Here is a 25,840-nt window from a genome sequence, read left to right as displayed (position 1 = left end):
TCTACTCTTCTATTTCGTCCTCCCATACTTCTTCTTTCACGGCATCCTTATCATAAGGGAGCACAATGGTAAAGGTTGATCCCTTACCATATTCACTCTTGGCCCAAATAAAACCATTATGTTGTTTGATAATTTCTTTGGCTATAGCTAGACCCAGCCCAGTTCCACCTTGCGCACGACTTCTAGCACGATCCACTCGGTAGAAACGGTCAAAAATCTTCGGCAAATCTTGCTTTGGAATCCCTAGACCTTGGTCGGAGATAGACAAAATCATCTGATCATCAGTCGTCTTCATCCTCACTTTGATTTTCCCACCATCCGGTGAATACTTAATGGCATTATTAAGAATATTATCAATCACCTGTGTCATCTTGTCTGTATCAATTTCAATCCAGACGGAGGTAATCGGATAATCTCTAACCAATTCGTATTTCTTCTCTTCATCTGATCCCCTCATCTTATCAAAACGGTTGAGGATAAATGTTATAAAGGCAGTGAAATTGATTAATTCCACATCTAGATGACTGGTTGCATTATCAATACGTGAAAGATGAAGAAGGTCTGTCACCATTCTCATCATACGGTTAGTTTCGTTTAGAGATACCTTGATAAAGTCTGGTGCGACAGGTTCTGACAAGGCACCCTCATCCAAGGCTTCAAGATAGGATTTTACGCTGGTTAGAGGAGTCCGTAGTTCATGACTAACGTTGGAAACAAAGAGTCTCCGTTCGCGCTCTTCTTTCTCCTGCTCCGTCGTATCATGCAAAACAGCCACCAAACCTGAGATAAATCCAGACTCACGACGAACCAAGGCAAAACGTACACGAAGGCTCAGATATTCCCCGTTAGCATCCTGAGAATCAATCATAAGCTCAGGAACTTGGGCAATCAAATCACGAAGTTCATACTCATCCTCAATCTTAAGTAATTCTAGAATACTTTTATTGAGAACCTCTTCTTTCTGAACGCCTAGCTGTTTCTTAGCCATGTCATTAATCATGGTAATCTTACCACGACGATTGGTCGCAAGGACTCCGTCTGTCATGTATGAGAGGATACTATGCAATCGTTTACTCTCTTGTTCCAGATTTTCTTGAGTCAAGCGAATTACTTCTGATAAATCATTGAGATTATTGGTAATATTAGTAATCTCAGAACTTCCCTGCATATCCAATACCTGTGAATAATCTCCTGCAATCAGGTCTTTAACCTTCTGATTTAATTGCCTAAGGCGAATATTATCGCGACGGTTCTCAAGTAAAAGAAAAGTCACTAGCATAATAAAGCCAATTAGGATGAGGATAAAGATAAAGTCACTCGTCAAAATTGTTTGTCTAATTACTTCAATCATTATTTCTCATATAATATCCTACTCCACGACGAGTTAGGATGTATTCAGGCCTACTTGGTGTGTCTTCAATCTTCTCACGCAAACGTCTAATAGTTACGTCAACAGTCCGAACATCTCCAAAATAATCATAACCCCAGACCGTTTCAAGCAAGTGTTCACGCGTAATTACTTGACCAATATGAGAAGCCAAGTGGTATAAGAGCTCAAATTCACGGTGGGTTAAGTCTAGTTCTTTACCGTATTTTTTAGCTACATAGGCATCTGGCACAATCTCCAAGTCCCCAATTTTCAAGGGTTGGATTTTCTTTTCATCAGATTCTTGGTTATCTACAGAAACCAAATCCGTACGACGAAGGAGAGCTTTAACACGCGCCTGCAATTCACGATTTGAGAAAGGTTTTGTCACATAGTCATCTGCTCCAAGCTCCAAACCGATAACCTTGTCAAATTCGCTATCTTTAGCCGACAGCATGATAATAGGCACACTACTTGACTTGCGAATAGTCTTCGCAACTTCTAAACCATCAATTTCTGGAAGCATCAAATCCAGAATAATAATATCTGGTTGCTCTGCTTCATATTTCTCTAACGCTTCACGACCATTAAAAGCAGTTACAACTTCGTAACCTTCCTTGGTCATATTAAACTTGATAATATCCGAGATTGGTTTTTCATCATCTACAATTAATATTTTTTTCATTTGTTCACCTTTTTCTCTACTATTATACCAAAAAAATAACAAGAAAACACAATAGCTAGTCTTCTCTACTATCTAATACTCTTCGAAAATCAAATTCAAACCGCGTCAACGTCGCCTTGCCGTACTCAAGTACAGCCTGCGGTTAGTTTCCTAGTTTGCTCTTTGATTTTCATTGAGTCTAAGTTGGCTTGTGCATAAGTCTGCCAGATTTTTTGTTGGGGTTTAGCAAGTGGGTAATTTTTAAACTCTTCTGGTGAAAGCCAGCGAACTTCCCTATCTGAAAAATCATGGAAGTCACTCACCTGACCTGCTACAATTTGAATATGCCACATGCGATGGCTAAAGACATTCTTGACAGTGTCAAAATGCAGATTAAGCCAATCAACTTCTAAATCATAATCCTGCTGAAAACTCTCTTCTGGACTGGGGCCAAAGTTCACACTTTCTTCTGCAACCTGATGAAAGAGATCAAACTGCTCTTCTTGCAAAAAGTTATCAACTTCTATCAAAGGGAAATGCCAAAAACCTGCCAATAGCTTTTCACTTTCATTTTTTTCAAGTAAAAATTGTCCCTGAGTATTTTTGACTACCAAGGTTTTAAGATAAATTGGGACAGGCTTTTTCTTGGGAACCTTGATTGGATAACGGTCCATTGTGCCATGCTGATATGCCGCACTAAAGTCCTTAACTGGGCTTTCTTCTGGTCTGGGATTTACTGGCGCCTCAATATCTGATCCTAGGTCCATCAAGGCTTGATTAAAGTCACCTGGCCTTTCTGGATCAATCAAGGTTTCCATCATGGCTTGGAAAATCTTTCGATTGCTAGGAATTCCAATATCGTGGTTGACTTCAAACAGACGCGCCAAAACCCGCATAACATTACCATCTACAGCTGGCTCAGGCAAGTTAAAAGCAATACTGGAAATGGCTCCTGCTGTGTAAGGACCAATCCCTTTCAAGCTGGAAATTCCTTCATAGGTATTTGGAAATTGACCACTAAAGTCTTTCATAATCTGCTGGGCTGCAGCCTGCATATTGCGTACTCGAGAATAATAACCCAAACCTTCCCAAGCCTTCAACAAACGTTCTTCAGGTGCAGTAGCCAAACTGTCCACTGTTGGAAACCAGTCCAAGAATCGTTCGTAATAAGGAATAACCGTATCCACCCTGGTCTGCTGGAGCATAATTTCAGAAACCCAGATGTGATAAGGTTTTTTACTTCTACGCCAAGGTAAATCTCTTTTGTTTTCATCATACCAAGTGAGAAGTTTCTCACGGAAAGAAACAATCTTCTCCTCCGGCCACATGACGATACCGTATTCTTTCAAATCTAACATATCTCTAGTATAACACAGAAGATTCTAACTGTCCTTTTCCTAGTATTAAAAAGCCTCTTCCCAAAGGAAAGAGGACTAAATCTTATTGATGAACAGCTTGGGCTGCTGTGATGAGGGTCAACTTGTAAACATCATCCGCATTACATCCACGAGAAAGGTCGTTAACTGGTTTGTTCAAACCTTGCAATACTGGACCAACCGCTGCAAATCCACCGAGACGTTCCGCCATCTTGTAGCCGATATTTCCTGCCTCGATACCTGGGAAGATAAAGACATTTGCTTGACCAGCAACTGTACTTCCAGGAGCTTTCAAAGCTGCAGTTTCTGGAACAAAAGCCGCATCAAATTGCAACTCACCATCAATCTCAAGGTCAGGGCGCAAGTCGTGAGCAATTTTAGTTGCTTCAACAACCTTGTCAACGCTTTCTCCAAATCCTGAACCTTTAGTAGAATAGCTTAGCATAGCAATTTTAGGTTCGATGCCAAACATCTTAGCTGTGATTGCTGAGTTGATGGCAATTTCAGCCAAGGCTTCTGCATTTGGATTAATGTTGATAGCACAGTCTCCAAATAGGTAACGCTCCGTACCACGAACCATGAGGAAGGCACCTGAAGTACGCGTCACATTTGGACGAGTTTTGATGATTTGAAGAGCTGGACGTACTGTTGAAGCTGTTGAGTGAATCGCACCTGATACCATTCCATCAACCAAGCCCAGGTAAACCAACATAACACCAAAATAGTTGACATCTTCAATCAAAACCTTGCGTGCTTCTTCTTCAGACATTTTGCCCTTGCGACGCTCCACTAAAGCAGCAACCATTTCTTCAAATTTATCGTAGTGTTGTGGGTCGATGACTTCATAACCATCTTCGATACCTTCGATTTCAAGATAAATTTTAATTTTTTCAGGATTTCCAAGCAAAACAGGAATCACTTCTGTTTCTTTTATCAAACGTTTAGTTGCTTGGAGAATACGAGGTTCTTCCCCTTCAGGGAGAACGATACGAGCATGTTTACCAACCAAGTTGGCTTTGAGACTTTCAAAAACTTCCATGAGTTTTCTCCTTTTAGATAATAATTATACTCTGAAACAATTTTTATAGAGTATTAGTTGATAACTGGGTAATAAGGTTGCTAAAATCATCCGGCAAGGGGCTTTCTAACTGCAAGTCTTGCTCTAAAAATGGATGATAAAAAGTTAAAGAATGACAATGTAGGGCCTGGCGCTGGATGCCGTCGTCCAGACTACCACCGTACAAGTCATCTCCCAACAAAGGAAAACCAATATGAGAAAAGTGGACTCGGATTTGGTGGGTTCGCCCAGTGTGCAGGCGAATGTCTACCAAATGAATATTCCCATAAGATGCTACAATCTTGTAAGAAGTATGAGCATACTTTCCACCTTTAGCTACTCTTCTAGTGATAATGGAGTCTTCATCACGCGCAATCGGAGCAATAATTTCTCCCTCCGGCTCCAAGTGTCCATGACCTTTAACCAAAGCAAAGTAGCGTTTCTCAATGGACTTCTTCTGCAACTGCTTGTCTAATCGTGCATGGGCATAGCCGTGCTTGGCAAAGAGCATCAAGCCAGAAGTATCTCTATCAAGTCTGGTTACAATATGTACCTGCTGATTTTCGTAATTTTGCTTGACATAGTAACCCTTGATAAAATTGGCAATGGTATTGGAGTGATTGACACTAGGAATAGAAGCCACTCCATAGGGTTTGTTTAAGACTAGAAAATGATCATCCTCATAGAGAATGTCTAATGGCCTCTCGATAGTTTCGAGAGTTTCAAAACCTTCCTCAGCGGGAATATCAATAGTAACGCAGTCTCCAATATCCAAAAGATACGTTGCATTTTGCGGTTGGTCATTGACCAGAATAGCTCCACCTCGAAACTTAATCTTGGCCAGCAGCCCCTTAGAAACCTCGTGCTTTTTTAAGAAGGTCTTAACCTTGACATGTTCATCAGCGATAAATTCAAACCTCATTCCTCCACCTCGCCGATAAAAGCATCCTTAACACGATTCCAGAAACTGGTATGGCTCGGTGATGCGACAAAGTGAATCTTATGATGGTCGAGTTGATACTCGATTCGCTCAATATTGCGGAAAGAATAAACGCTATTGTCAACTGAAATGGTATGGTAATCGTTTCTCGTTGGGATCAGTTCAATCTTGTCCTTCTTTGGAACAATAATGGACGAACCCAGCGTTCGATAGACACGATTGTTAAGGCTGGCAATTTCCGTCAACTGAAGAGCTTCGATGGTAGGGTGTAAAACAGCTCCGCCTAGTGATTTGTTATAGGCTGTACTACCAGTCGGTGTCGAAACTGTTAGTCCGTCTCCACGAAAACGTTCAAAGGGAACACCATTGATTACAATATCCGCCACCATGGTTCGATCGGACCTGCGGATGCTAGCTTCATTTAATGCTCTGAAAATCTTCACTTCACCATTTTCAAGAAAGACCTTCGCATTTAGAACAGGATAAGAGATTCTTGCACCAGTATCTAGTTGCAAATTAGTCACTAGCTTGTCCAACTCAAAATCACGATAATCTGTATAAAAGCCCAAATGTCCAGTATGAACGCCGATAAAACGGACCTTATCAAGTTGGTTTTCGTACTTATGAAAGGCCGACAAGAGCATGCCATCCCCACCAATGGAAATAACAATGTCCGGGTTAGTATCATTGAGTATAAAATGATTTCTCTTCAAACGATCTCGCAATTCATACAAAACCCTTTGACTCTGCGGTTTTCTATTAGCTATCAGATCAATTCGTTTACCTGTATTCTTCATCTGTATCGTCACTGTTTCCTACACCGTCATATAATTTTCTACTCAAAGGATCAAAAAGAGCCTGGGCTTCCTGAATATCATCTCGAATTTTCCCCATTTCTTCATCCAACTGATGGGAAATTTTGGCAGTAATTTCCAGTCGCTTTTTAATCTCCTCTGGGAAATCCCCCTGGTACTTGTAGTTTAGAGAATGTTCTATCGTTGCCCAGAAATTCATGGCCAAGGTACGAATTTGAATTTCCGCTAAGATAGTTTTGGCCCCATTGATGGTATCAACCGTATATTCTACTACCACATGGTAGGAACGATAGCCTGAGGATTTTCGATGAGTAATGTAATCTCGCTCCTGTATGATCCGCATATCCTGACGTTTACGCAAAATTTCCACTACTTCATGAACGTCATCCACAAACTGAACCATCACACGCAAGCCAGCAATATCTTGTAAATCGTGTTCCAAGGTCGCATAAGTAATGCCACGACGGGCCATTTTTTCCTTGATGCTCTCAATTGGCTTAACTCGACCAGTCACAAACTCAATCGGAGAATGTTTATTTTGTTTACGATATTGCTTACGAATACCACGAAGTTTAATTTTTAATTCACCAACAGCTTGAATGTAAGGATCTAGAAATTCTTCCCATTCTAAGGTCATATATTCTCCCTTGTTCTGATATTATCTATTATCCTTCAAAAATATCTTTGATTTTTTCTCCAGATTCATATACAATAAATACAATACTTATTATACCATAAATCCGCTTTCAACGATAAAGAAAAGGTAAGAAAAATGAAACATTTAGAAATTGAATTGAAAACACTACTGAAAAAAGATGAATATGATCATCTAAAAGAGCAATTCACAGGTGTCACTCCTGTTCTTCAAAAAAATTACTACATTGACACGCCTAATTTTGAACTACGAGAAAAGAAAGTTGCTATGCGCATTCGCACTTTTGAAGACTGGGCAGAATTAACACTCAAAGTCCCACAAAGTGTTGGAAATATGGAATACAATCAAAAATTGCAACTAAAAGATGCTGAGTACTATCTGGCTAAGCAAGAACTTCCTCAGGGACCAGTACTGGATGAATTGGCTCAACATGGTATCCAAAGCAAGAACTGGCAGGTGCTTGGTTGTCTAACAACGCTTCGCTATGAGATGCAAACAGCTATTGGTCTCATGGCACTAGATGAAAGTCAGTACTTTGATATTACAGATTACGAATTAGAACTTGAAGTGGAAAATCACGAACAAGGGAAACAAGATTTCCAGCAATTTTTAGAGGAAAACCAGATTGATTATCAAAAAGCTCCTTCAAAATTGGTTCGATTTGTCAAAAGAATGAAAAATAGCTGAAATAATCTTTATTTTTTGGTAAAATAGAAAAGATAAAAATACAAAAATCCCAGTTCGTATAGGCTAGGATTTAAAAAGTTTACAGAGGACGGTCTATAATGTCAGATAGAAAAAACATGAAACTTTTCGCACTCAACTCAAACCAAGAGATTGCACAGAAAATTGCACAGGCTGTTGGTGTCCCACTTGGAAAACTATCATCACGTCAATTTTCAGACGGAGAAATCCAAGTGAATATTGAAGAAAGTGTCCGTGGTTATGATGTTTACATCATCCAATCAACAAGTTTCCCTGTTAACAACCACCTAATGGAATTGCTGATCATGGTCGACGCTTGTGTGCGCGCAAGTGCCCACAGCATCAACGTAGTCCTTCCATATTTTGGCTATGCACGTCAAGACCGCATTGCTTCACCACGTGAGCCACTTACAGCTAAACTAGTTGCTAATATGCTGGTTAAGGCTGGAGTTGACCGTATCCTTACGCTTGATTTGCATGCCGTTCAGGTCCAAGGATTCTTTGATATCCCTGTTGATAACCTCTTCACAGTTCCCCTATTTGCAAAACATTATTGCGATAAGGGCCTACTCGGTTCAGATGTTGTTGTCGTCAGCCCTAAAAATTCAGGAGTGAAACGTGCTCGTAGCCTGGCTGAATATCTTGATGCTCCTATCGCCATTATCGACTATCCGCAAGATGATGCAACTCGCAACGAAGGTTATATCATTGGGGATGTTGAAGGAAAAAAAGCTATCTTGATTGACGATATTTTAAATACAGGACGTACCTTCTCTGAAGCTGCTAAAATCGTTGAACGTGAAGGGGCTACAGAAATTTATGCTGTTTCTAGCCACGGTCTCTTCGTAGAGGGAGCTGCTGAACTTCTTGACAATACGAATATTAAAGAAATTCTTGTGACTGATTCAGTAGCAACAAAAGAAAAAACTCCTAAAAACGTATGCTACATCACTGCTAGTGAGTTAATTGGTGATGCCATCGTCCGTATCCACGAAAGAAAACCAGTCAGCCCACTCTTTGCCTACAACAAAAAGAAATAAGGTGATTCTTTGATTTATTTGGACAATGCTGCAACGACTCCTATGTCAGCAGTTGCTATTTTAGCTATGACCAAGGTTATGCAAGAAACCTATGGCAATCCTTCTAGCATTCATGGTCATGGCCGTCAAGCTGGAAAACTCTTGCGAGAAGCTCGTCAGGAATTAGCTCAGTTACTGAGGACAAAACCTCAACATATTTTCTTCACTTCTGGTGGAACTGAAGGCAACAATACTGCTATCATTGGTTACTGCCTTCGTCATCAAGAACAAGGAAAACATATTATCACAACTGCTATTGAGCACCATGCCGTCCTTGAAACCATTGATTACTTGGTTCAACACTTTGGTTTTGAAGCAACCATTATCCAACCAGAAAATCAAGAAATTACAGCCCAACAAATTCAAAAGGCTTTACGTGACGATACGATTTTGGTTTCTACCATGTTTGCCAATAATGAGACCGGAAACCTACTGCCCATTGCTGAAATTGGCCAAATACTCAAGCATCACCCTGCTGCCTATCATGTCGATGCAGTTCAAGCTATTGGTAAAATCCCTATTCATCCAGAAGAATTAGGCATTGATTTTCTCACTGCTTCAGCCCATAAATTCCATGGTCCTAAGGGAATCGGATTTCTCTACGCATCTAGCATGGACTTTGATTCTTATCTCCATGGTGGAGACCAAGAACAGAAAAAACGTGCAGGAACTGAAAATTTAGCTGCTATCGTAGGCATGGTTGCAGCCCTAAAAGAGGACCTAGAACAGCAAGAAGAACATTTTCACCATGTACAAAATCTAGAAACTGCCTTTCTGGCAGAGCTAGAAGGAAGTCAATATTACTTGAATAGAGGCGAACACCATCTCTCTTATGTTCTCAATATTGGATTTCCTGGTCAGAAAAACGACCTCTTACTCCTTCGTTTAGATTTAGCTGGAATTTCTATCTCTACTGGTTCCGCCTGTACTGCGGGCATTATTCAGTCGAGCCATGTTCTTAAAGCTATGTACGGAGCAAATTCAGAACGCTTGAAGGAATCCGTTCGGATCAGTTTGTCGCCACAAAATACTGTTGAAGACCTACAAACCCTCGCAAAAACCCTAAAAGAAATTATCGGAGGTTAGCCATATGGCATTTGAAAAAACCATTCAGTTAAAAAATTGTCCTTACGACTACACTCTTAGCCCTTCTGTTAAAAAATTTACCCTTAAGGACAACACTTTTTTTGAGACTAAGGTTGGTAACTATGAATTGACTCGCCTTTTGGAAAAAGTTCCGAACAGCGGTGAGGGATTCCAACTCAAAATCATCATTAACAAGGAACTTACAGGAGCTAAAATCAATATCACTGACAAGTTTGGACTACGTCTAGTTGATATTTTCAAATCAGAAGACCACCACATTCATCAGGAAAAATTCTACTTCCTCATGGATAGTTTAGTAGAACGTGGTATCTTTATAAAATCTGAAAGATAGGGCCAAAATGTTTGAACTGACCTATAAGGATAGCTATCATATAGAGCGCACTCTCAAGTATGAGGATTACGAGGCTCTTATGCTGGCTCTGTCAGGATGTGTGACTCTGCCAGATACACTTTATGTGACTTCTTTGACCTATAAGGAACAGAAAGTTTACGAGGGTCTGGTCGGAGACCTCTACCGTTTTCTATCACATGCAGATTTTTTACATCAAAACTAAGATTTTTCTTAGTTTTTTCTTGTTTTTGTTGATTTTTTCACAATGTTTCTATAAAATAGAAGAATAGAAAGGTTGTGATTTTGTGAAAGATAAACAGTCTGCTATTCCAAAAGCTACAGCGAAAAGACTCTCTCTCTACTATCGAATTTTTAAAAGATTTCATGCAGAAAAGATTGAACGTGCCAACTCTAAACAAATTGCAGAGGCTATCGGTATTGATTCAGCGACAGTTCGTCGTGATTTTTCCTATTTTGGCGAACTAGGTCGTCGTGGTTTTGGCTATGATGTCAAAAAACTGATGACATTTTTTGCTGATTTGCTCAATGATAACTCCATCACCAATGTCATGCTAGTGGGTATTGGAAATATGGGCCATGCCCTTCTCCACTATCGCTTCCACGAGCGTAACAAGATGAAGATTATTATGGCATTTGATCTAGATGACCACCCTGAAGTAGGGACCCAAACTCCTGATGGGATTCCCATTTACGGGATTTCTCAAATCAAGGAAAAAATAAAGAATGGCGATGTCAAGACTGCGATCCTAACCGTTCCCAGCGTCAAGTCACAAGAGGTTGCTAATCTCTTGGTGGATGCTGGCGTGAAAGGAATTCTCAGTTTTTCACCAGTCCATCTGCATTTACCAAAAGACGTGGTCGTTCAATATGTCGATTTGACAAGTGAACTCCAAACCCTCCTCTACTTCATGCGAAAAGAGGATTAGAAAGCGAACATCATTTTATGAAAAAACCAGTTATTGGGATTACAGGAAACGAAAAAACTCATCCAGTTGATGATATCATGTTGAGCTACGCAGCAAAAGGCTTTGTTGAAGGTGTGAAAGACGCTGGAGGGATTCCCATCATCCTACCGATTGGTGATCAAGAAATGGCTAGCCACTATATCAGTATAATTGACAAGCTCATCTTGACAGGTGGGCAAAATGTTGATCCAAAATTCTATGATGAACCGAAAACCATTGATAGTGATGACTACCACCTTCAAAGAGATATCTTCGAACTGGCCCTCATCAAAGAAGCTATTAACCAGAAAAAGCCTATTTTCTCCGTCTGCCGTGGCACACAACTCTTTAACGTTGCCATGGGTGGAACTTTGTACCAAGATATCGAAGACCACTGGCAGGATTGTTCGGCTGAGTACACAAGCCAGCGCTTGGTAACAGAACCTGATACAGTTCTTCGAGAAATCTATGGAGAAATTTCCCATATTAACTCTTTCCACCATCAGAGCATCAAGGACTTAGCACCAAATTTAAAGATTGCGGCCCTTGATCCTCAAGATGGTATCATTGAAGCTATCATAACTACAGATGATATTGCCTTTCTCGGTGTCCAATGGCACCCAGAATTACTATTTGAAAATCGCCCCAAAGATAAAAACCTCTTTGACTATGTCGTTAATGACCTTTAGATTAAATCTGTCTTTTCACGGTAACTAAAGTAACTAGAATACGAAACAATCAAATGGTCCAAGAGAACAATACCCATCAGTTCGCAGGCTTCTTTTACAAGTTTAGTCACATGATCATCATTTCGGCTAGGCGCTACTGCTCCTGAGGGATGATTGTGGACCAAGATGAGTGAAGTCGCCATATGCTTGATGGCATAGTGAAGAATCTCACGTGGTTCAGCAATACTGCGAGTGGCAGAACCAATAAAAATGGTCTGTTGATGGATGATTTGATTTTGAGTATTGAGATAGAGCGCCACTAGGTGCTCTTGTTTTTTATGTCCCAATTCCTGCTGCATCTTCTTGGCCAACTTTTGACTGCTGAGAATGCTTTCCATCTCAAGGGTCTCGTGTTTATGAATACGATGACCCAGCTCAATCATAGCTTGTAATTCTATGGCCTTAACACGCCCAATACCAGATAGACTCTGCAACTCCTGCAGGGTCATTTTTTTCAAATCCGTTAGGCTTGAAAGATTGCTCAAGACTTTCTGTGCAATTTCAAAAACGCTAGCTTGACGTGTTCCTGTCCTTAGCAAAATCGCTAGCAACTCTTGATTACTGAGCGCTTCTACTCCTTCCTTGGCCAGTCTTTCTCTTGGCAATAATGAATCTTCTTGAAATGAAATACTGTACATAAAAATCCTCCTCACTTTATTATTCGTGAGAAGGATGGAAAATTAGATTTTTTTCTCAATTGGGGCTACACTAGCTAAAAGTTTTTTCAAACCTACTTTTGGGAAATTGATTTTTAATTCCTGAGTAGCTCCGTTACCTGAAACTTCCAGAACAGTTCCCTCTCCCCATTTCTTATGGAGAGCAATGTCACCAATGGACCAATTTGCTTCACTAGGCGCTGATTTTGCGCCAGCTGTAAATTGTCCAAATGGGAGACCACTTGACTGAATAGTTTTTGGTGCCACACCACGTTTACGGTCTTGGAGGGCCTGCGCCAAACTCATACCTTGACCAAAGGCAAGGCCACCACTGCTATAAGATGCTTTAAAGCTTGTATTTGCAGGACGAGCCAGACCTTGATACTCAAGCAAATCTGAACTAATTTCATTAATAAAACGAGTCGGACGGTTATAATTGGTACGACCAAAAAGCAAGCGTGAGTTAGCATTAGTCAGATAGAGAATTTTCTCTGCACGTGTAATTCCTACATAGGCCAGACGGCGTTCTTCTTCTAATTCATCTGGATCTTCAGCCGCACGACTAAGTGGAAAGACATTTTCTTCCATCCCAATCAAAAAGACAACTGGAAACTCGAGACCTTTGGCTGCATGCAGGGTCATCAGGGTCACTTCTGATGTCTCCTGACTACCTGAATCTGTGTCTGCAATCAAGGCCAAATCATTTAAGAAACGACTCAGTTTATCTAAACCAGTTTCCTCTTCTGGCGCATCAGAGGCGTCATCAAAATTTTTCGTCACAGAAAGGAACTCTTCAATATTTTCAACCCGAGCCTTGCTTTCTAGAGTCGCTTGGGCATTAAGAATATCAACGTAACCTGTTTTTTCTAGAACAACCTCAACCAACTCTGTAATAGTTAAGTGATCTAGCTGCTCTCGTAAATCTAGAATCATATTGGCAAAATCCCAGATAGACTGGGCTGCTTTACCCTTGATACCAGATAACATGATATTGGCTGAAGCATCTAGCATGGACATGTCTTGCATATTCGCAAAGTCACGGATTTTCTCAACTGTACCTGGACCAATTCCACGTTTCGGTTCGTTGATAATACGCTCAAAACTGATATTGTCACTCAAATTGGCGATGAGGTTGAGGTAAGCGATAATATCGCGAATTTCCTTACGGCTGTAGAACTTGGTTCCACCAACCATGGTATAAGGAATGTTTGACTTGAGCAGAGCTTCCTCAATAGTACGGGACTGCGCATTAGTACGATAAAGAACTGCAAAATCCTTATGAAGGAAATTTTGACTACGACCAAGTTCATCAATAGTTTTGGCTACAAATACAGCCTCATCCTGCTCATCATTGGCACGATAGTAAACGATTTGCTCCCCATCAGCATTTTGAGTCCAGAGATTCTTAGGACGGCGATTTTTATTATTTTTAATGACCTCGTTGGCCGCTTGGAGAATTGTTTTAGTGGAACGGTAATTCTCCTCCAACAAAACAACCTTGGCTTGGGGATAATCTTTTTCGAAGTCCAAGATATTCTGCATATCCGCACCACGCCAACCATAGATAGACTGATCCGCATCCCCAACCACACAGATATTTTTAAAACGAGAAGCCAAGAGTTTGACCAATTGGTACTGGGCATGGTTGGTATCTTGGTACTCATCAACGTGGATGTATTGAAACTTTTGCTGGTAGTAGGTCAAGACATCAGGATTTTGATCAAAGAGACGCAAGGTCAGCATAATTAAATCATCAAAGTCAACCGACTCCGACTGACGAAGCTCTTTTTGGTAGGCAGTGTAGCACTGAGCCACTATTTGCGTGTACATATCACCAGCTTGGGCAGCATAAGCTACATCATCAATCAAATCATTCTTAGCATTGGAAATGGTTCCCAAAATAGTTCGTTCATTCCATTTTTTAGGATCCAAGTTTAACTGCTTGAGAATGCGTTTCATGAGCGTTCGCTGTTCACCAGGATCGACAATAGTAAAATTACGGTTGTAGCCAATATGGTCCGCATCGCGACGCAAAATACGCACACACATAGAGTGGAAGGTCGCAATCAGACAGTCCTGAGTGGCTGGATTGAGGCTATAAGCACGTTCCTTCATCTCACGCGCAGCCTTGTTGGTAAAGGTAATGGCCAAGATATTCCAAGGATTGACCAGCTTTTCATCAATCAGGTAAGCGATACGGTGGGTCAAAACTCGAGTCTTTCCAGAACCAGCCCCTGCCATGATTAATAAGGGCCCTTCTGTCGTTTGCACTGCCTCAGCCTGACGGTCATTCATTCCATTCAATAATGCGTTCATCTTCTCTTCCTTACTCTTGAAGTCAATATTTCTATTATATCAGAATTTAGGGAAAATATCTTTACCTAGACTAGTTTCGTCTAGAAGGCAACTCTTTCCTTAGTTTAAAATAAGGACTTATATCTAGATAAAAAATGAGCTTGGATTACAATTTCCAAACTCATTTATTACTCAATGAAAATCGAAGTGCAAACTAGGAAGCTAGCCGCAGGTTGCTCAAAGCACTGCTTTGAGGTTGTAAATAAGACTGACGAAGTCAATCACATATATAATCCAAGGTGAAGCTGACGTGGTTTGATTTTCGAAGAGTATAAAGTCAATTGCAATATACTAGAACAAGCCTAATACTGTTCCGTCACTTTCAACATCCATGTTGAGGGCTGCTGGTCGTTTTGGTAGTCCTGGCATGGTCATGACATCGCCAGTTAGGGCAACGATGAAGCCTGCCCCTAATTTTGGTACCAATTCACGAATGGTAATTTCAAAGTTTTCAGGTGCTCCAAGTGCATTCGGATTGTCTGAGAAACTGTATTGAGTTTTAGCCATACAGATTGGCAATTTGTCCCAACCGTTTTGAACGATTTGAGCAATTTGTGTTTGAGCTTTCTTCTCAAAGTTTACTTTGCTACCACGGTAGATTTCAGTAACGATCTTTTCAATCTTTTCTTGGACAGAAAGGTCATTATCATACAAACGTTTGTAGTTAGCTGGGTTCTCAGCGATGGTCTTAACAACTGTTTCAGCAAGAGCTACTCCACCTTCCGCGCCATCAGCCCATACGCTAGCTAGTTCAACTGGCACATCAATAGAAGCACAAAGTTCTTTCAAGGCTGCAATTTCAGCTTCTGTATCAGAGACAAATTCGTTAATCGCCACAACTGCTGGAATACCGAACTTACGGATATTCTCAACGTGACGTTTCAAGTTAGCAAAACCGGCACGAACTGCTTCTACATTTTCCTCTGTCAGAGCGTCTTTAGCTACTCCACCATTCATCTTAAGGGCACGAAGGGTTGCGACAATGACAACTGCATCTGGAGATGTTGGCAAGTTTGGAGTCTTGATATCAAGGAATTTCTCAGCACCAAGGTCTGCACCAAAACCAGCTTCAGTGACTGTGTAATCAGCCAAGTGAAGGGCTGTAGTCGTTGCCAAGACCGAGTTACATCCGTGAGCAATATTGGCAAATGGGCCACCATGTACAAAGGCAGGTGTACCGTAAATTGTCTGAACCAGGTTCGGTTTAATCGCATCCTTCAAAATCAAAGCCAAGGCACCTTCAACCTGCAAATCACCTACAGAAACAGGTGTACGGTCATAGCGATAACCAATAACAATATTAGCCAAACGACGTTTCAAGTCCTCGATGTCCGTTGCCAAGCAAAGAATGGCCATGATTTCTGAAGCAACTGTAATGTCAAAGCCATCCTCACGTGGAATACCGTTTAGAGGGCCACCAAGTCCAACGGTCACATGACGAAGTGCGCGGTCGTTCAAGTCCACAACACGTTTCCAGAGAATACGACGTTGGTCAATTCCCAACTCATTCCCTTGGTGCAAGTGGTTGTCAATCAAGGCAGAAAGCGCATTGTTGGCAGTTGTAATGGCATGCATGTCTCCAGTGAAGTGGAGGTTGATGTCTTCCATTGGCAGAACTTGAGCATAACCACCACCAGCTGCACCACCCTTAATCCCCATTACTGGACCAAGAGATGGTTCGCGGATGGCAATCATGGTTTTCTTGCCAATCTTATTCAAAGCATCCGCAAGACCAATGGTAATAGTTGATTTTCCTTCACCTGCAGGTGTTGGATTGATGGCAGTAACCAAAATCAATTTCCCAACTGGATTGCTCTCAACTGCACGAATTTTATCAAAGCTGAGCTTAGCCTTGTATTTTCCGTACAACTCCAAATCGTCGTAAGAAATACCCAGCTTCTCTACAACATCAACGATTGGCTTCAACTCAATACTCTGTGCAATTTCAATATCTGTTTTCATTCAAAACTCCTCTAACCTCTTATATGATAATTCATTATAACACAAAACAAGATTTTTAACATCCTAAAACTCTCTAAACGTTCGTAAATATCCCTATTTTTAGTTTTTTTAGAGCCCTTTCTTAAATTTTATATGGCTTTATAGTTTGAAACTATAGTAAATCTTCATTTTTACAAAAATTTATCGCTTTCATTTTACTTACCGTTTATTTTTGTGTACAATAGTGCTATGAAAATTTTAGTTACATCGGGCGGTACCAGTGAAGCTATCGATAGCGTCCGCTCTATCACTAACCATTCTACAGGTCGCTTGGGAAAAATCATCACAGAAACTTTGCTTGCTGCAGGGCATGAAGTTTGTCTGATAACAACAAAACGAGCTCTAAAGCCAGAAGCCCATCCCAACCTAAGTATTCAAGAAATTACCAATACCAAGGACCTTCTACTGGAAATGCAAGAACGTATCAAGGATTATCAAGTCTTGATCCACTCAATGGCTGTTTCTGACTACACTCCTGTTTATATGACAGGACTTGAAGAGGTACAGGCTAGCTCCAATCTAGAAGAATTTTTAAGCAAGCAGAATCATCAGGCTAAGATTTCTTCAACTGACGAGATTCAGGTATTGTTCCTTAAAAAGACACCCAAGATCATCTCTCTAGTCAAAGAGTGGAATCCTTCTATTCATCTAATTGGTTTTAAACTGCTGGTTGATGTCTCTGAAGATTATCTCATCGAGATTGCCCAAAAAAGTCTTATCAAGAACCAAGCAGACTTGATTATTGCGAATGACCTGACTCAAATCTCTGCGAACCAGCATCGTGCTATCTTTGTTGAGAAAAATCAGCTTCAAACAGTCCAGACTAAAGAAGAAATTGCAGAACTCCTCCTTGAAAAAATTCAAGACTACCATTCTTAGAAAGGAAAGCTATGGCACATATTCTCTTGGCTGTAACAGGATCAATCGCCTCTTACAAGTCTGCAGATTTAGTCAGTTCTCTAAAAAAACAAGGCCATCAAGTCACGGTCTTAATGACTCAGGCTGCTACAGAGTTTATCCAACCTTTGACACTACAGGTCTTATCACAGAATCCTGTCCACTTGGATGTCATGAAGGAACCCTATCCTGACCAAGTCAATCATATCGAACTTGGAAAAAAGACAGATTTATTTATCGTAGCCCCTGCAACAGCTAACACTATTGCAAAACTAGCTCACGGCTTTGCGGACAATATGGTAACTAGTACAGCTCTAGCTCTATCAAGTCATATTCCCAAACTCATCGCACCAGCTATGAATACAAAAATGTATGACCATCCAGCAACTCAGGCTAATCTGAAAACATTAGAAACCTACGGCTATCAGCTGATTGCTCCTAAGGAATCCCTACTAGCTTGTGGAGACCACGGACGAGGAGCCTTAGCCGACCTCACAATTATTTTAGAAAGAATAAAGGAAACTCTCGATGAAAAAACGCTCTAATATTGCACCCATTGCTATCTTTTTTGCAACTATGCTCGTGATTCACTTTTTGAGCTCACTTATCTTTAACCTTTTTCCATTTCCAATCAAACCGACCATTGTTCATATTCCTGTCATTATTGCCAGCATTATCTACGGTCCACGCGTTGGAGTTACACTTGGATTTTTGATGGGACTTCTTAGCTTGACGGTTAACACTATTACCATTCTACCGACAAGCTACCTTTTCTCCCCATTTGTACCAAACGGTAACATTTACTCAGTTATCATTGCCATTGTCCCACGAATTTTGATTGGTTTAACTCCGTATCTAGTCTATAAACTGATGAAAAATAAAACTGGTCTGATTCTAGCCGGTGCCCTTGGTTCACTTACCAACACAGTCTTTGTACTTGGCGGAATTTTCTACCTTTTTGGAAATGTTTTCGACGGCAATATCCAAAAACTCCTAGCAACTGTTGTCTCAACAAATTCGATTGCCGAATTAGTCATTTCCGCAGTTCTCACCCTAGCTATTGTTCCAAGATTACAAACTTTGAAGAAATAAAAACAATCTCCGCTTTCATACTTGAAGGTGGAGATTTTATTTGATGTATTTTGTGTTTTTAGTGAAATGTTTACTAGCCTTTAACTAAAAAATGACTTATACGTCTAAGTAAATCCTTGATTTATTATCTTGTTTATTGTACTATACTAGTGTATATACAGAAAAAGGAGATTCTTATGAATACACGGAAAAAGACACAATTTATGACAATGACTGCCCTATTAACGGCTATTGCGATTTTGATTCCAATTGTTATGCCTTTTAAGATTGTCATTCCACCGGCTTCTTACACTTTGGGGAGCCACATAGCTATTTTTATTGCCATGTTCTTGTCGCCCTTAATGGCTGTTTTTGTCATCCTAGCCTCTAGTTTTGGATTTTTGATGGCTGGCTATCCCATGGTTATCGTTTTTCGGGCTTTTTCCCATATCTTTTTTGGGACTTTGGGAGCTCTTTACCTACAAAAATTCCCCGATACCCTAGATAAACCAAAATCTTCTTGGATTTTTAACTTTGTTTTGGGTGTTGTTCATGCTATCGCTGAAGTATTAGCTTGTATCATCTTTTATGCTACTTCAGGGACAAACGTTGAAAATATGTTTTATGTTCTATTTGTGCTAGTTGGATTTGGTACAATTATCCATAGTATGGTAGACTATACATTAGCACTAGCGGTCTATAAAGTGCTTCGAAAACGCCGTTAAAAAGGAGAAGCTATGACAAAAGATCGCAAACAAGCTCTGCTCAAACTATTAAAAGAGGCACCAAAAGCTCTCAATGGCCAAAGTTTGGCTGAACACTTCCATGTTACGCGCCAAGTCATTGTACAGGATATCGCTATTCTCCGAGCAGATGGGGCTCCTATCCTATCCACCAATCGTGGCTACGTCTATAAGCAAGTTGATACCAATCCTTATGTTCACAAACTGTTCAAAGTGAAACATGAAGTTGAAGAAATCGGTCAGGAACTCCTTGCTATCGTAGATAATGGAGGGCGTGTTCAAAATACTTTGATTGACCATCCCGTTTATGGAGAAATTGAAACCTTGCTTAAACTGTCTTGTCGCCGAGATGTTCAGCATTTTCTAGAACAAGTTGAGCATTCTGGCTTTAGACCTCTATCTGAATTGACAGATGGCATTCATTACCACCTAGTCGAAGCCGAAACACAACAAGACCTCCACTATATCGAGGAGGCCTTGGATCAGCTCGGTTATTTAGTAAAAGACTAGAAGATTTTCTTCTCCCAATCATCTTCTGTACGGTGACGGTAGAAAAATTCAGACTTGTCTGGAGCTTCCATCATCTCCATCAGAGGTAGCATATCATAGGCCAGATCCAAGTTTGGAATCTGGTCTTTTTGCACCCAAGAAACTTCTCCTTCATCTGAAGAGCGAAGGGTACCAGAGAACTCAGTCGCCTTATAACAAATGACAATATAGCGCCCACCTGTATCTAGTGGCCAATTTTTAATGCCGACAAGTTGAGGATTTTGGATAGTCAATCCTGTTTCTTCGTAGATTTCACGAATGACAGACTCCGCAAAAGCCTCACCATTTTCTACATGACCTCCAGGAAAGGCATAACCTGACCAGCGATTGGTTTCAGGAGAGCGATATTGCATGACTACTCGCTTATTTTCTAGATCTTCGATTAGACAGATGTTGGTTAAAATGGTTGCTTGGGCACGGGACATAGATTTGCTCGCTTTCTAAGTTATTAAAATGTATCTTCGTTGTATTTTACTTCGGACTTCATGATAAAGGAATTTACTAAGTCATGATACTCACAATAGCTAGTATGTAGACCTCCTCTATCAATGATAAGTTCTTGCCCCTCTACTTGATAAGCTATACTAATAGCAATAGAGGAATTGGGTATAACGGACAATTCTAAGAATAGGTACAGCCATGTAAGAATAGTTAAAAAAGGGCTTATAAATTGAAATATGAGATAGCGCCATTTAAAGATTCTTGTTTTATAAAAGATTGCCCAATTAAGTTTGCATTATCTATTCCACTCTTGATAAACTCTTGCAAACCACTTTCTGCTTTATGTCATCCTCAACTTAACGATAAGGGATTTTTGAACTTTCTATCTCTATATCAGGATTAGCAAGTTTAAGATAAGGAGCAATATAGTCTGCATCCGTAACCTTTGGACCTAGAATGACTTTTGAGTAGTTCAAAGGAGCCAGATTGATGTATACAAATAAATCATATCTGCCATAATCTTTCGGGCTTAATACAATATACTTTCTAAAATCATTATAGTTAACTTTATCAAAAACTTCTAACCCAATTTCTTCTTTCTTAAAGTATTTCTCATTTGATGAGTCATTAGCATCTCTATTAATAATATTTTGTATCTCTGTATCGTCTAAATTAATTAAAATACGATACTCCATTTCATACTCATAGTCTTTAACTTTAAAAAGGTAAGAAATCTTCTTTAATTTCTCAGCAAAACCTATTAATTCTTCTTCAGCTTTAAGCTCTTGTAATTTTTCAAAAATCTGTTTTAATTTATCAAGAAATTTACCAACATATGTTTCATCTTTATTCTCTGACATTAAATCTAAATAATGAACTTTAACAAACTCAATGTATTTATGTGCAACAATGCCTTCAAGATAAGTCTTATCATATTCAAGAAATGCACCTTGAGAGGAATCAGCATACTCCTTCCACATAGGTAGGCTATCAGATACTGTAGTTAGAGAAGATATAAAGACATTAGAAGTTTGGTATTGTTGAAAAAAAGTATTATCCATACCCAAATAATCATATATTACTCTTCCTTCCATCGGGTCATTTAACTGCTTGAGATTAGTAAGTCGTAAAAATGGAGGTTGAGTTTCAGAATTATTTTCATTTTTCCAGTCTGCTTTTATAAGAAAATTTGTTAATGTGTCAATCTTAGTATAATGTCCAAAGGAACCAATTTCTTTTAACTCTTCAGCATCAACAGTCAATTTATAACGTATATAGTATATAATCTTATCTGCTTGTTTTAAAAGTTGTTCAGCGTCTAATGATGAGATAGATTCTGAATCACTTTGCTTATTCAAGTAATCATTATCATACTTCTCAATTAACTTAATAGCTCGGTTTCGGATGATATCAGAATCATTTTCTTCTGCTATCTTTCGAACAATTACTATCGAATCTTCAATCACGTCATCAAAGTTTCTTGATACAAAATCTAGATAGTCACCAATATCTTCAGCTTGTGGATTCTCAATAAAATATTTATTTATTATCTTTAAGTGCTCAAATTGAAAAATTGAAACAAGCTCATCTAATCTAAGATACCAATATATAGAAAATTCAAAATCAATATCTTCAAAATCAATATTTTCAAATTCAAATTTTTCAAATATAAAGTTGATGAACGGTTCTAATTTACTTTTAAAATAGTTTCTTTTTTCTTCTGGTAAACTTTTCTGTCTAAATAGTGGAACAAAAACTGAAAGCAAATCCGAATAAATCATTTTACTATTCTCTAGATTATCTTTTAATACTAAATCAATAATTTTAAAGAAATAACTCTCATTTTCAAACAATATAGAATATTCTTCATATTCTTTTGGTTCAAATAAATAATAATAAAGAGAATCTAAATACCTAAAGCATACACTCCAACTATATACTTGTGAGTTATTTGATAGTGTTTTATTTATGGATTCTAAAATATTTTTTTGGATAGTTTTATCAATTTGCTCTTCAAAACTTCTACAAACATCAAGAACAGGTTCAACATATTTCAATTGTTCTTCTTCAGATAATTTTAAATATTGATTTATAAAATTTTCAAGTTCGGATTTCAGTTTTTCTTCATTCAAAGAATCAAAATGATCTTCTAATTCAGATTTACTAAATTTACCTGTAAAATAATTTAACTCTTCCATTTTATCTCCTTCTAAAATCCTAATCCAACGCCTTGACTTCCAACATCATATCCCGAATCTGAGCTGCTAGTTCAAAGTCAAGCACTTCGACAGCTTCTTGCATTTGTTTTTCCAGTTTCTTGACCAGTTCTTTGCGCTCTTGTTTGTTGAGGCTATTGATGTCAACTTCTTTGTCTTCTTCCTTAGCAACTGCCTTAGTTACAGCGATCAGGTCACGGATTTCTTTCTTGATTGTCTGAGGTACGATACCGTGTTCTTCATTATAGGCCATCTGGATTTTCCGACGGCGGGCCGTTTCATCGATGGCACGTTGCATAGATTGAGTCATCGTGTCCGCATACATGATGACATGCCCTTCGCTATTACGAGCAGCACGTCCAATGGTCTGGATTAAACCACGTTCGTTACGAAGGAATCCTTCCTTGTCAGCATCGAGAATCGCTACGAGACTCACTTCGGGAACGTCAATCCCTTCACGGAGGAGGTTGATTCCGACCAAAACATCAAAGACTCCTAAACGCAGGTCACGGATAATCTCTGTTCGCTCTAAAGTCTTGATATCCGAGTGCATGTATTTGACCTTGATACCCATTTCTTTGAAGTAGTCAGTCAAGTCTTCAGCCATTTTCTTGGTCAAGGTTGTAATAAATGTCCGTTCGTTCTTTTCAACACGGGCATTGATTTCACCCAAAAGATCATCAATCTGTCCCATAGTCGGACGAACTTCCACCTCAGGATCCAAAAGACCTGTTGGTCGAATGATTTGCTCAATTACTGTCTCAGTCTGTTCATTTTCGTAATCGCCTGGTGTCGCTGAAACGTAAACAATCTGATGCACATGGCTTTCAAACTCCTCCCGACGAAGAGGTCGATTGTCCAAAGCTGATGGCAAACGGAAACCATAATTTACCAGCATTTCCTTACGCGAACGGTCTCCATTGTACATACCCTTGATTTGTCCCATAGTCATGTGACTCTCGTCAATCATGATCAAGAAATCATCTGGGAAGAAATCGAGAAGCGTATAAGGAGGCTCCCCCTCACTCCGTCCATCCATGTGACGTGAATAGTTCTCGACCCCGTTGGTATAGCCCATCTCACGCAGCATTTCGATATCGTACTCTGTCCGTTGTTTCAAGCGCTGGGCTTCAAGCAGTTTACCTTCCTTCTCAAAGACAGCTAGTTGCTCTTCCAACTCGGCCTGAATCTTGGCAATCGCAAATTCCATGTGGTCGTCATTAGTCACAAAGTGAGTCGCTGGGAAAATCGCTAAATGATCCACTTCTCCCAATACCTGACCTGTCAGAGCCTCAACTTCACGAATACGGTCAATCTCATCACCAAAGAACTCCACTCGAAAAGCATGTTCATCACGGGAAGCTGGGAAAATCTCGACCACATCTCCCCGAACACGGAATCTTCCACGCTGAAAATCAATGTCATTGCGTTCGAACTGAATGTCCACCAAATCATTGAGCAGTTTATCTCGAGAAATCTCAAGACCTGGTCGAAGACTAACGACACTATCAGCATATTCCTTGGGTGAACCCAAACCATAGATACAAGAGACTGAGGCCACTACAATAACATCATTACGTTCCAGAAGGGCTGAAGTCGCTGAGTGACGAAGTTTGTCAATCTCGTCATTGACAGAACTATCTTTCTCAATATAGGTATCGCTAGAAGGCACATAGGCCTCTGGTTGATAATAGTCATAGTAGGAAACAAAATACTCAACAGCATTTTCAGGGAAAAATTCCTTAAACTCCCCATAGAGCTGACCTGCCAGAGTCTTATTGTGAGCAATGACCAGAGTTGGTTTATTGACTTTGGAAATGACCTGACTCATGGTATAAGTCTTCCCAGTACCTGTCGCTCCCATTAGAATCTGAGCTTTTTCTCCACCCTCGATATTATCAACCAATTGCTCGATAGCTTGGGGTTGGTCGCCTGATGGTTGGTATTTTGATACTAGTTTAAATTGATTATCTGTAATGCGATTAATCATAAGATTCCTCCCTCGATGTACTATTCCTATTTTAGCATACTTGTAGCATTTTCACGAAGAAAAGGACGGACCGAAGTCACATCCTTTCATTTTCTTTCTTTAATTGATGATTGAGATAGACAATCAAAAGTAACAAGACCAGACTTGTCATGATAGAACCTTCAATCCCAAACGACCCACCTGATAGCCAATCTTGATTGCCTTGTGGTAAAAAGGTCATCAGAGACGTTCCTGACTGCTGACCACTAACTAAAATCCCAAAGAGATTTCCTTGAGCAAAATTCCAGGCTCCATGAATACCTGCAACACCCCAAACTGTATCAGTTTTGAGAAGGTAAAGAGCCATGGCAACTCCGAATAAAAAGAGATTCACTAGAGATAGAGGAGTGAGGCCCGAATTCCCCATATGAAGTAGAGTAAACAATAGGCTAGATATAAGAACAGCAAGTTTTAGATTGGTTCTTGAGGCCAATTGAGGAAGGAGCCAAGCACGGGCCACCACTTCTTCTGTTGTCCCCTGTAATATCCAAAATGGGATAGTAAAGACAACAAAGGTAAGCGAATAAGGATTCAAATGAATGGACTCCAAACGATATTGCCCTAAGGCTACTAAACCTAACAAAGTCAGAAGAAAAAGTGTCAGACCTAGCCCAAATCCTTTCAGAAGACTGCTGAGGAAATTTTCTCTATAGAATCCCAAGGTTCGAATAGGTCTTTTTTCAACTTTTTTTGTCCATCTGAACACAGTGGTGAGTATAAAACCAAAGGCCAGTAAATCTAAAATTAAATGAAAGTCACTTGATTTATCCGTCAAGCTCTGCTGCAAGGTTTGCAAGTAGGTAGCAAAAGCTTGACCAGCCTCTCCAAAATTCCTAGCAAGTCCGATAAGAGCTAGCAAACTAATACCATACAGAGTAAAAGCCACAAACTCTCCTATGAAGACAAAAACAAGGGCTATCAAGGGGCTTGTGTAAATGTTTAAACTCATTTTTGAAGCTTGGAAGTCTTTAAATATTCTTTTGTTCTTCAAATCCCTGTCCTCTTTTCTTCTATTATGTACTATTATTATAGCACTTTGTGGAAGCAGTTCAAGAAAGAAATAAATGGTTTCCATGTTATGTTTTCTAACATAA

General features: G+C 39.7%; 26 protein-coding genes. 12 read left to right on the top strand and 14 right to left on the bottom strand.

From position 1 onward, the window contains the following. Position 1: 1 nt before the first annotated feature. The 7 genes from vicK to D2908_RS05035 form a co-directional block, all read right to left on the bottom strand. Positions 2-1,351, bottom strand: a complete 1,350-nt coding sequence (gene vicK / locus D2908_RS05065) for a cell wall metabolism sensor histidine kinase VicK (protein ID WP_117305364.1) — start codon at positions 1,349-1,351, stop codon at positions 2-4. After that, positions 1,344-2,051 (bottom strand): response regulator YycF, encoded by a 708-nt coding sequence (gene yycF / locus D2908_RS05060; RefSeq protein WP_049497334.1) that lies wholly within the window; start codon positions 2,049-2,051, stop codon positions 1,344-1,346. Before yycF ends, vicK begins: the two co-directional genes overlap by 8 nt. A gap of 125 nt (positions 2,052-2,176) precedes the next feature. After that, positions 2,177-3,388 (bottom strand): A/G-specific adenine glycosylase, encoded by a 1,212-nt coding sequence (gene mutY / locus D2908_RS05055; RefSeq protein WP_117305362.1) that lies wholly within the window; start codon positions 3,386-3,388, stop codon positions 2,177-2,179. An 82-nt stretch (positions 3,389-3,470) separates the two neighbouring features. Beyond that, positions 3,471-4,445, bottom strand: a complete 975-nt coding sequence (pta, locus tag D2908_RS05050; protein WP_117305360.1) for a phosphate acetyltransferase — start codon at positions 4,443-4,445, stop codon at positions 3,471-3,473. Positions 4,446-4,488: 43 nt separating this feature from the next. Continuing rightward, complete coding sequence (locus tag D2908_RS05045; RefSeq protein WP_117305359.1) at positions 4,489-5,385, bottom strand: RluA family pseudouridine synthase; 897 nt, start codon at positions 5,383-5,385, stop codon at positions 4,489-4,491. Next, entirely contained in the window at positions 5,382-6,200 is an 819-nt protein-coding gene (locus D2908_RS05040) for an NAD kinase (RefSeq protein ID WP_117305357.1), read from the bottom strand. Before D2908_RS05040 ends, D2908_RS05045 begins: the two co-directional genes overlap by 4 nt. Beyond that, a complete protein-coding gene (locus D2908_RS05035) occupies positions 6,184-6,855 on the bottom strand; it encodes a GTP pyrophosphokinase family protein (RefSeq protein ID WP_117305355.1) in 672 nt (223 codons plus the stop codon). The genes D2908_RS05040 and D2908_RS05035 overlap by 17 nt, the downstream gene beginning before the upstream one ends. Positions 6,856-6,990: 135 nt before the next feature. On the opposite strand from D2908_RS05035, the gene D2908_RS05030 reads away from it, so the two are divergent. The 7 genes from D2908_RS05030 to D2908_RS05000 all read left to right on the top strand — a co-directional run bounded on the left by D2908_RS05030 (position 6,991) and on the right by D2908_RS05000 (position 11,749). Then, positions 6,991-7,560, top strand: coding sequence for a CYTH domain-containing protein (locus D2908_RS05030; RefSeq protein ID WP_117305353.1), 570 nt, complete (start codon positions 6,991-6,993; stop codon positions 7,558-7,560). Between the two features lie 98 nt (positions 7,561-7,658). Further along, on the top strand, positions 7,659-8,618 hold the full coding sequence (locus D2908_RS05025) for a ribose-phosphate diphosphokinase (protein ID WP_001283818.1): 960 nt from the start codon (positions 7,659-7,661) through the stop codon (positions 8,616-8,618). 9 nt (positions 8,619-8,627) lie between these two features. After that, positions 8,628-9,743 carry a cysteine desulfurase family protein gene (locus D2908_RS05020; RefSeq protein WP_117305352.1) on the top strand — a complete coding sequence of 372 codons (1,116 nt, stop codon included), beginning with the start codon at positions 8,628-8,630 and terminating at the stop codon, positions 9,741-9,743. Positions 9,744-9,747: 4 nt separating this feature from the next. Then, positions 9,748-10,095: a DUF1831 domain-containing protein gene (locus D2908_RS05015; protein ID WP_049497315.1), complete on the top strand. Its 348-nt coding sequence runs from the start codon at positions 9,748-9,750 to the stop codon at positions 10,093-10,095. Between the two features lie 7 nt (positions 10,096-10,102). Beyond that, entirely contained in the window at positions 10,103-10,318 is a 216-nt protein-coding gene (locus D2908_RS05010) for a DUF4649 family protein (protein WP_117305350.1), read from the top strand. 82 nt (positions 10,319-10,400) lie between these two features. Beyond that, a complete protein-coding gene (locus D2908_RS05005) occupies positions 10,401-11,042 on the top strand; it encodes a redox-sensing transcriptional repressor Rex (protein WP_117305348.1) in 642 nt (213 codons plus the stop codon). Between the two features lie 17 nt (positions 11,043-11,059). Then, the gene (locus D2908_RS05000) at positions 11,060-11,749 is read left to right on the top strand and encodes a gamma-glutamyl-gamma-aminobutyrate hydrolase family protein (protein WP_117305347.1); all 690 of its coding nucleotides are present in this window, start codon (positions 11,060-11,062) and stop codon (positions 11,747-11,749) included. On the opposite strand, the gene radC is transcribed toward D2908_RS05000, so the two are convergent. From radC to D2908_RS04985, 3 genes are all read right to left on the bottom strand, one after another. Continuing rightward, complete coding sequence (gene radC, locus D2908_RS04995; RefSeq protein WP_117305345.1) at positions 11,746-12,426, bottom strand: DNA repair protein RadC; 681 nt, start codon at positions 12,424-12,426, stop codon at positions 11,746-11,748. The genes D2908_RS05000 and radC overlap by 4 nt on opposite strands. Positions 12,427-12,468: 42 nt before the next feature. Further along, entirely contained in the window at positions 12,469-14,760 is a 2,292-nt protein-coding gene (pcrA, locus tag D2908_RS04990; protein ID WP_117305344.1) for a DNA helicase PcrA, read from the bottom strand. A gap of 330 nt (positions 14,761-15,090) precedes the next feature. Beyond that, a complete protein-coding gene (locus D2908_RS04985; protein WP_117305342.1) occupies positions 15,091-16,761 on the bottom strand; it encodes a formate--tetrahydrofolate ligase in 1,671 nt (556 codons plus the stop codon). Positions 16,762-16,989: 228 nt separating this feature from the next. On the opposite strand from D2908_RS04985, the gene coaB reads away from it, so the two are divergent. The 5 genes from coaB (at position 16,990) to D2908_RS04960 (ending at position 20,021) form a co-directional block, all read left to right on the top strand. Next, positions 16,990-17,679: a phosphopantothenate--cysteine ligase gene (gene coaB, locus D2908_RS04980; protein ID WP_117305340.1), complete on the top strand. Its 690-nt coding sequence runs from the start codon at positions 16,990-16,992 to the stop codon at positions 17,677-17,679. A gap of 11 nt (positions 17,680-17,690) precedes the next feature. Further along, entirely contained in the window at positions 17,691-18,242 is a 552-nt protein-coding gene (gene coaC, locus D2908_RS04975) for a phosphopantothenoylcysteine decarboxylase (protein ID WP_117305339.1), read from the top strand. Next, positions 18,226-18,789, top strand: a complete 564-nt coding sequence (locus tag D2908_RS04970) for an ECF transporter S component (protein ID WP_049497299.1) — start codon at positions 18,226-18,228, stop codon at positions 18,787-18,789. Before coaC ends, D2908_RS04970 begins: the two co-directional genes overlap by 17 nt. A gap of 176 nt (positions 18,790-18,965) precedes the next feature. After that, positions 18,966-19,493: an ECF transporter S component gene (locus tag D2908_RS04965; RefSeq protein ID WP_117305337.1), complete on the top strand. Its 528-nt coding sequence runs from the start codon at positions 18,966-18,968 to the stop codon at positions 19,491-19,493. A gap of 12 nt (positions 19,494-19,505) precedes the next feature. After that, complete coding sequence (locus D2908_RS04960; RefSeq protein WP_117305336.1) at positions 19,506-20,021, top strand: transcription repressor NadR; 516 nt, start codon at positions 19,506-19,508, stop codon at positions 20,019-20,021. Here the strand turns inward: D2908_RS04960 and D2908_RS04955 are convergent. The 4 genes from D2908_RS04955 to D2908_RS04940 form a co-directional block, all read right to left on the bottom strand. Continuing rightward, positions 20,018-20,485 carry an 8-oxo-dGTP diphosphatase gene (locus D2908_RS04955; protein WP_117305334.1) on the bottom strand — a complete coding sequence of 156 codons (468 nt, stop codon included), beginning with the start codon at positions 20,483-20,485 and terminating at the stop codon, positions 20,018-20,020. The two genes, D2908_RS04960 and D2908_RS04955, sit on opposite strands and share 4 nt — an antisense overlap. Before the next feature lie 372 nt (positions 20,486-20,857). After that, positions 20,858-22,699, bottom strand: a complete 1,842-nt coding sequence (locus tag D2908_RS04950) for a DUF2971 domain-containing protein (protein ID WP_117305332.1) — start codon at positions 22,697-22,699, stop codon at positions 20,858-20,860. A 19-nt stretch (positions 22,700-22,718) separates the two neighbouring features. Next, complete coding sequence (gene uvrB, locus D2908_RS04945; protein WP_117305330.1) at positions 22,719-24,707, bottom strand: excinuclease ABC subunit UvrB; 1,989 nt, start codon at positions 24,705-24,707, stop codon at positions 22,719-22,721. 76 nt (positions 24,708-24,783) lie between these two features. Further along, on the bottom strand, positions 24,784-25,737 hold the full coding sequence (locus D2908_RS04940) for a CPBP family intramembrane glutamic endopeptidase (RefSeq protein ID WP_117305328.1): 954 nt from the start codon (positions 25,735-25,737) through the stop codon (positions 24,784-24,786). Between the last annotated feature and the right edge of the window lie 103 nt (positions 25,738-25,840).

The sequence above is a fragment of the Streptococcus sp. LQJ-218 genome (genome assembly GCF_003428885.1).
Lineage (GTDB): Bacteria > Bacillota > Bacilli > Lactobacillales > Streptococcaceae > Streptococcus.
Note: the sequence above shows the minus strand (reverse complement) of the source record. Positions and strands in the feature narration are given on the sequence as shown.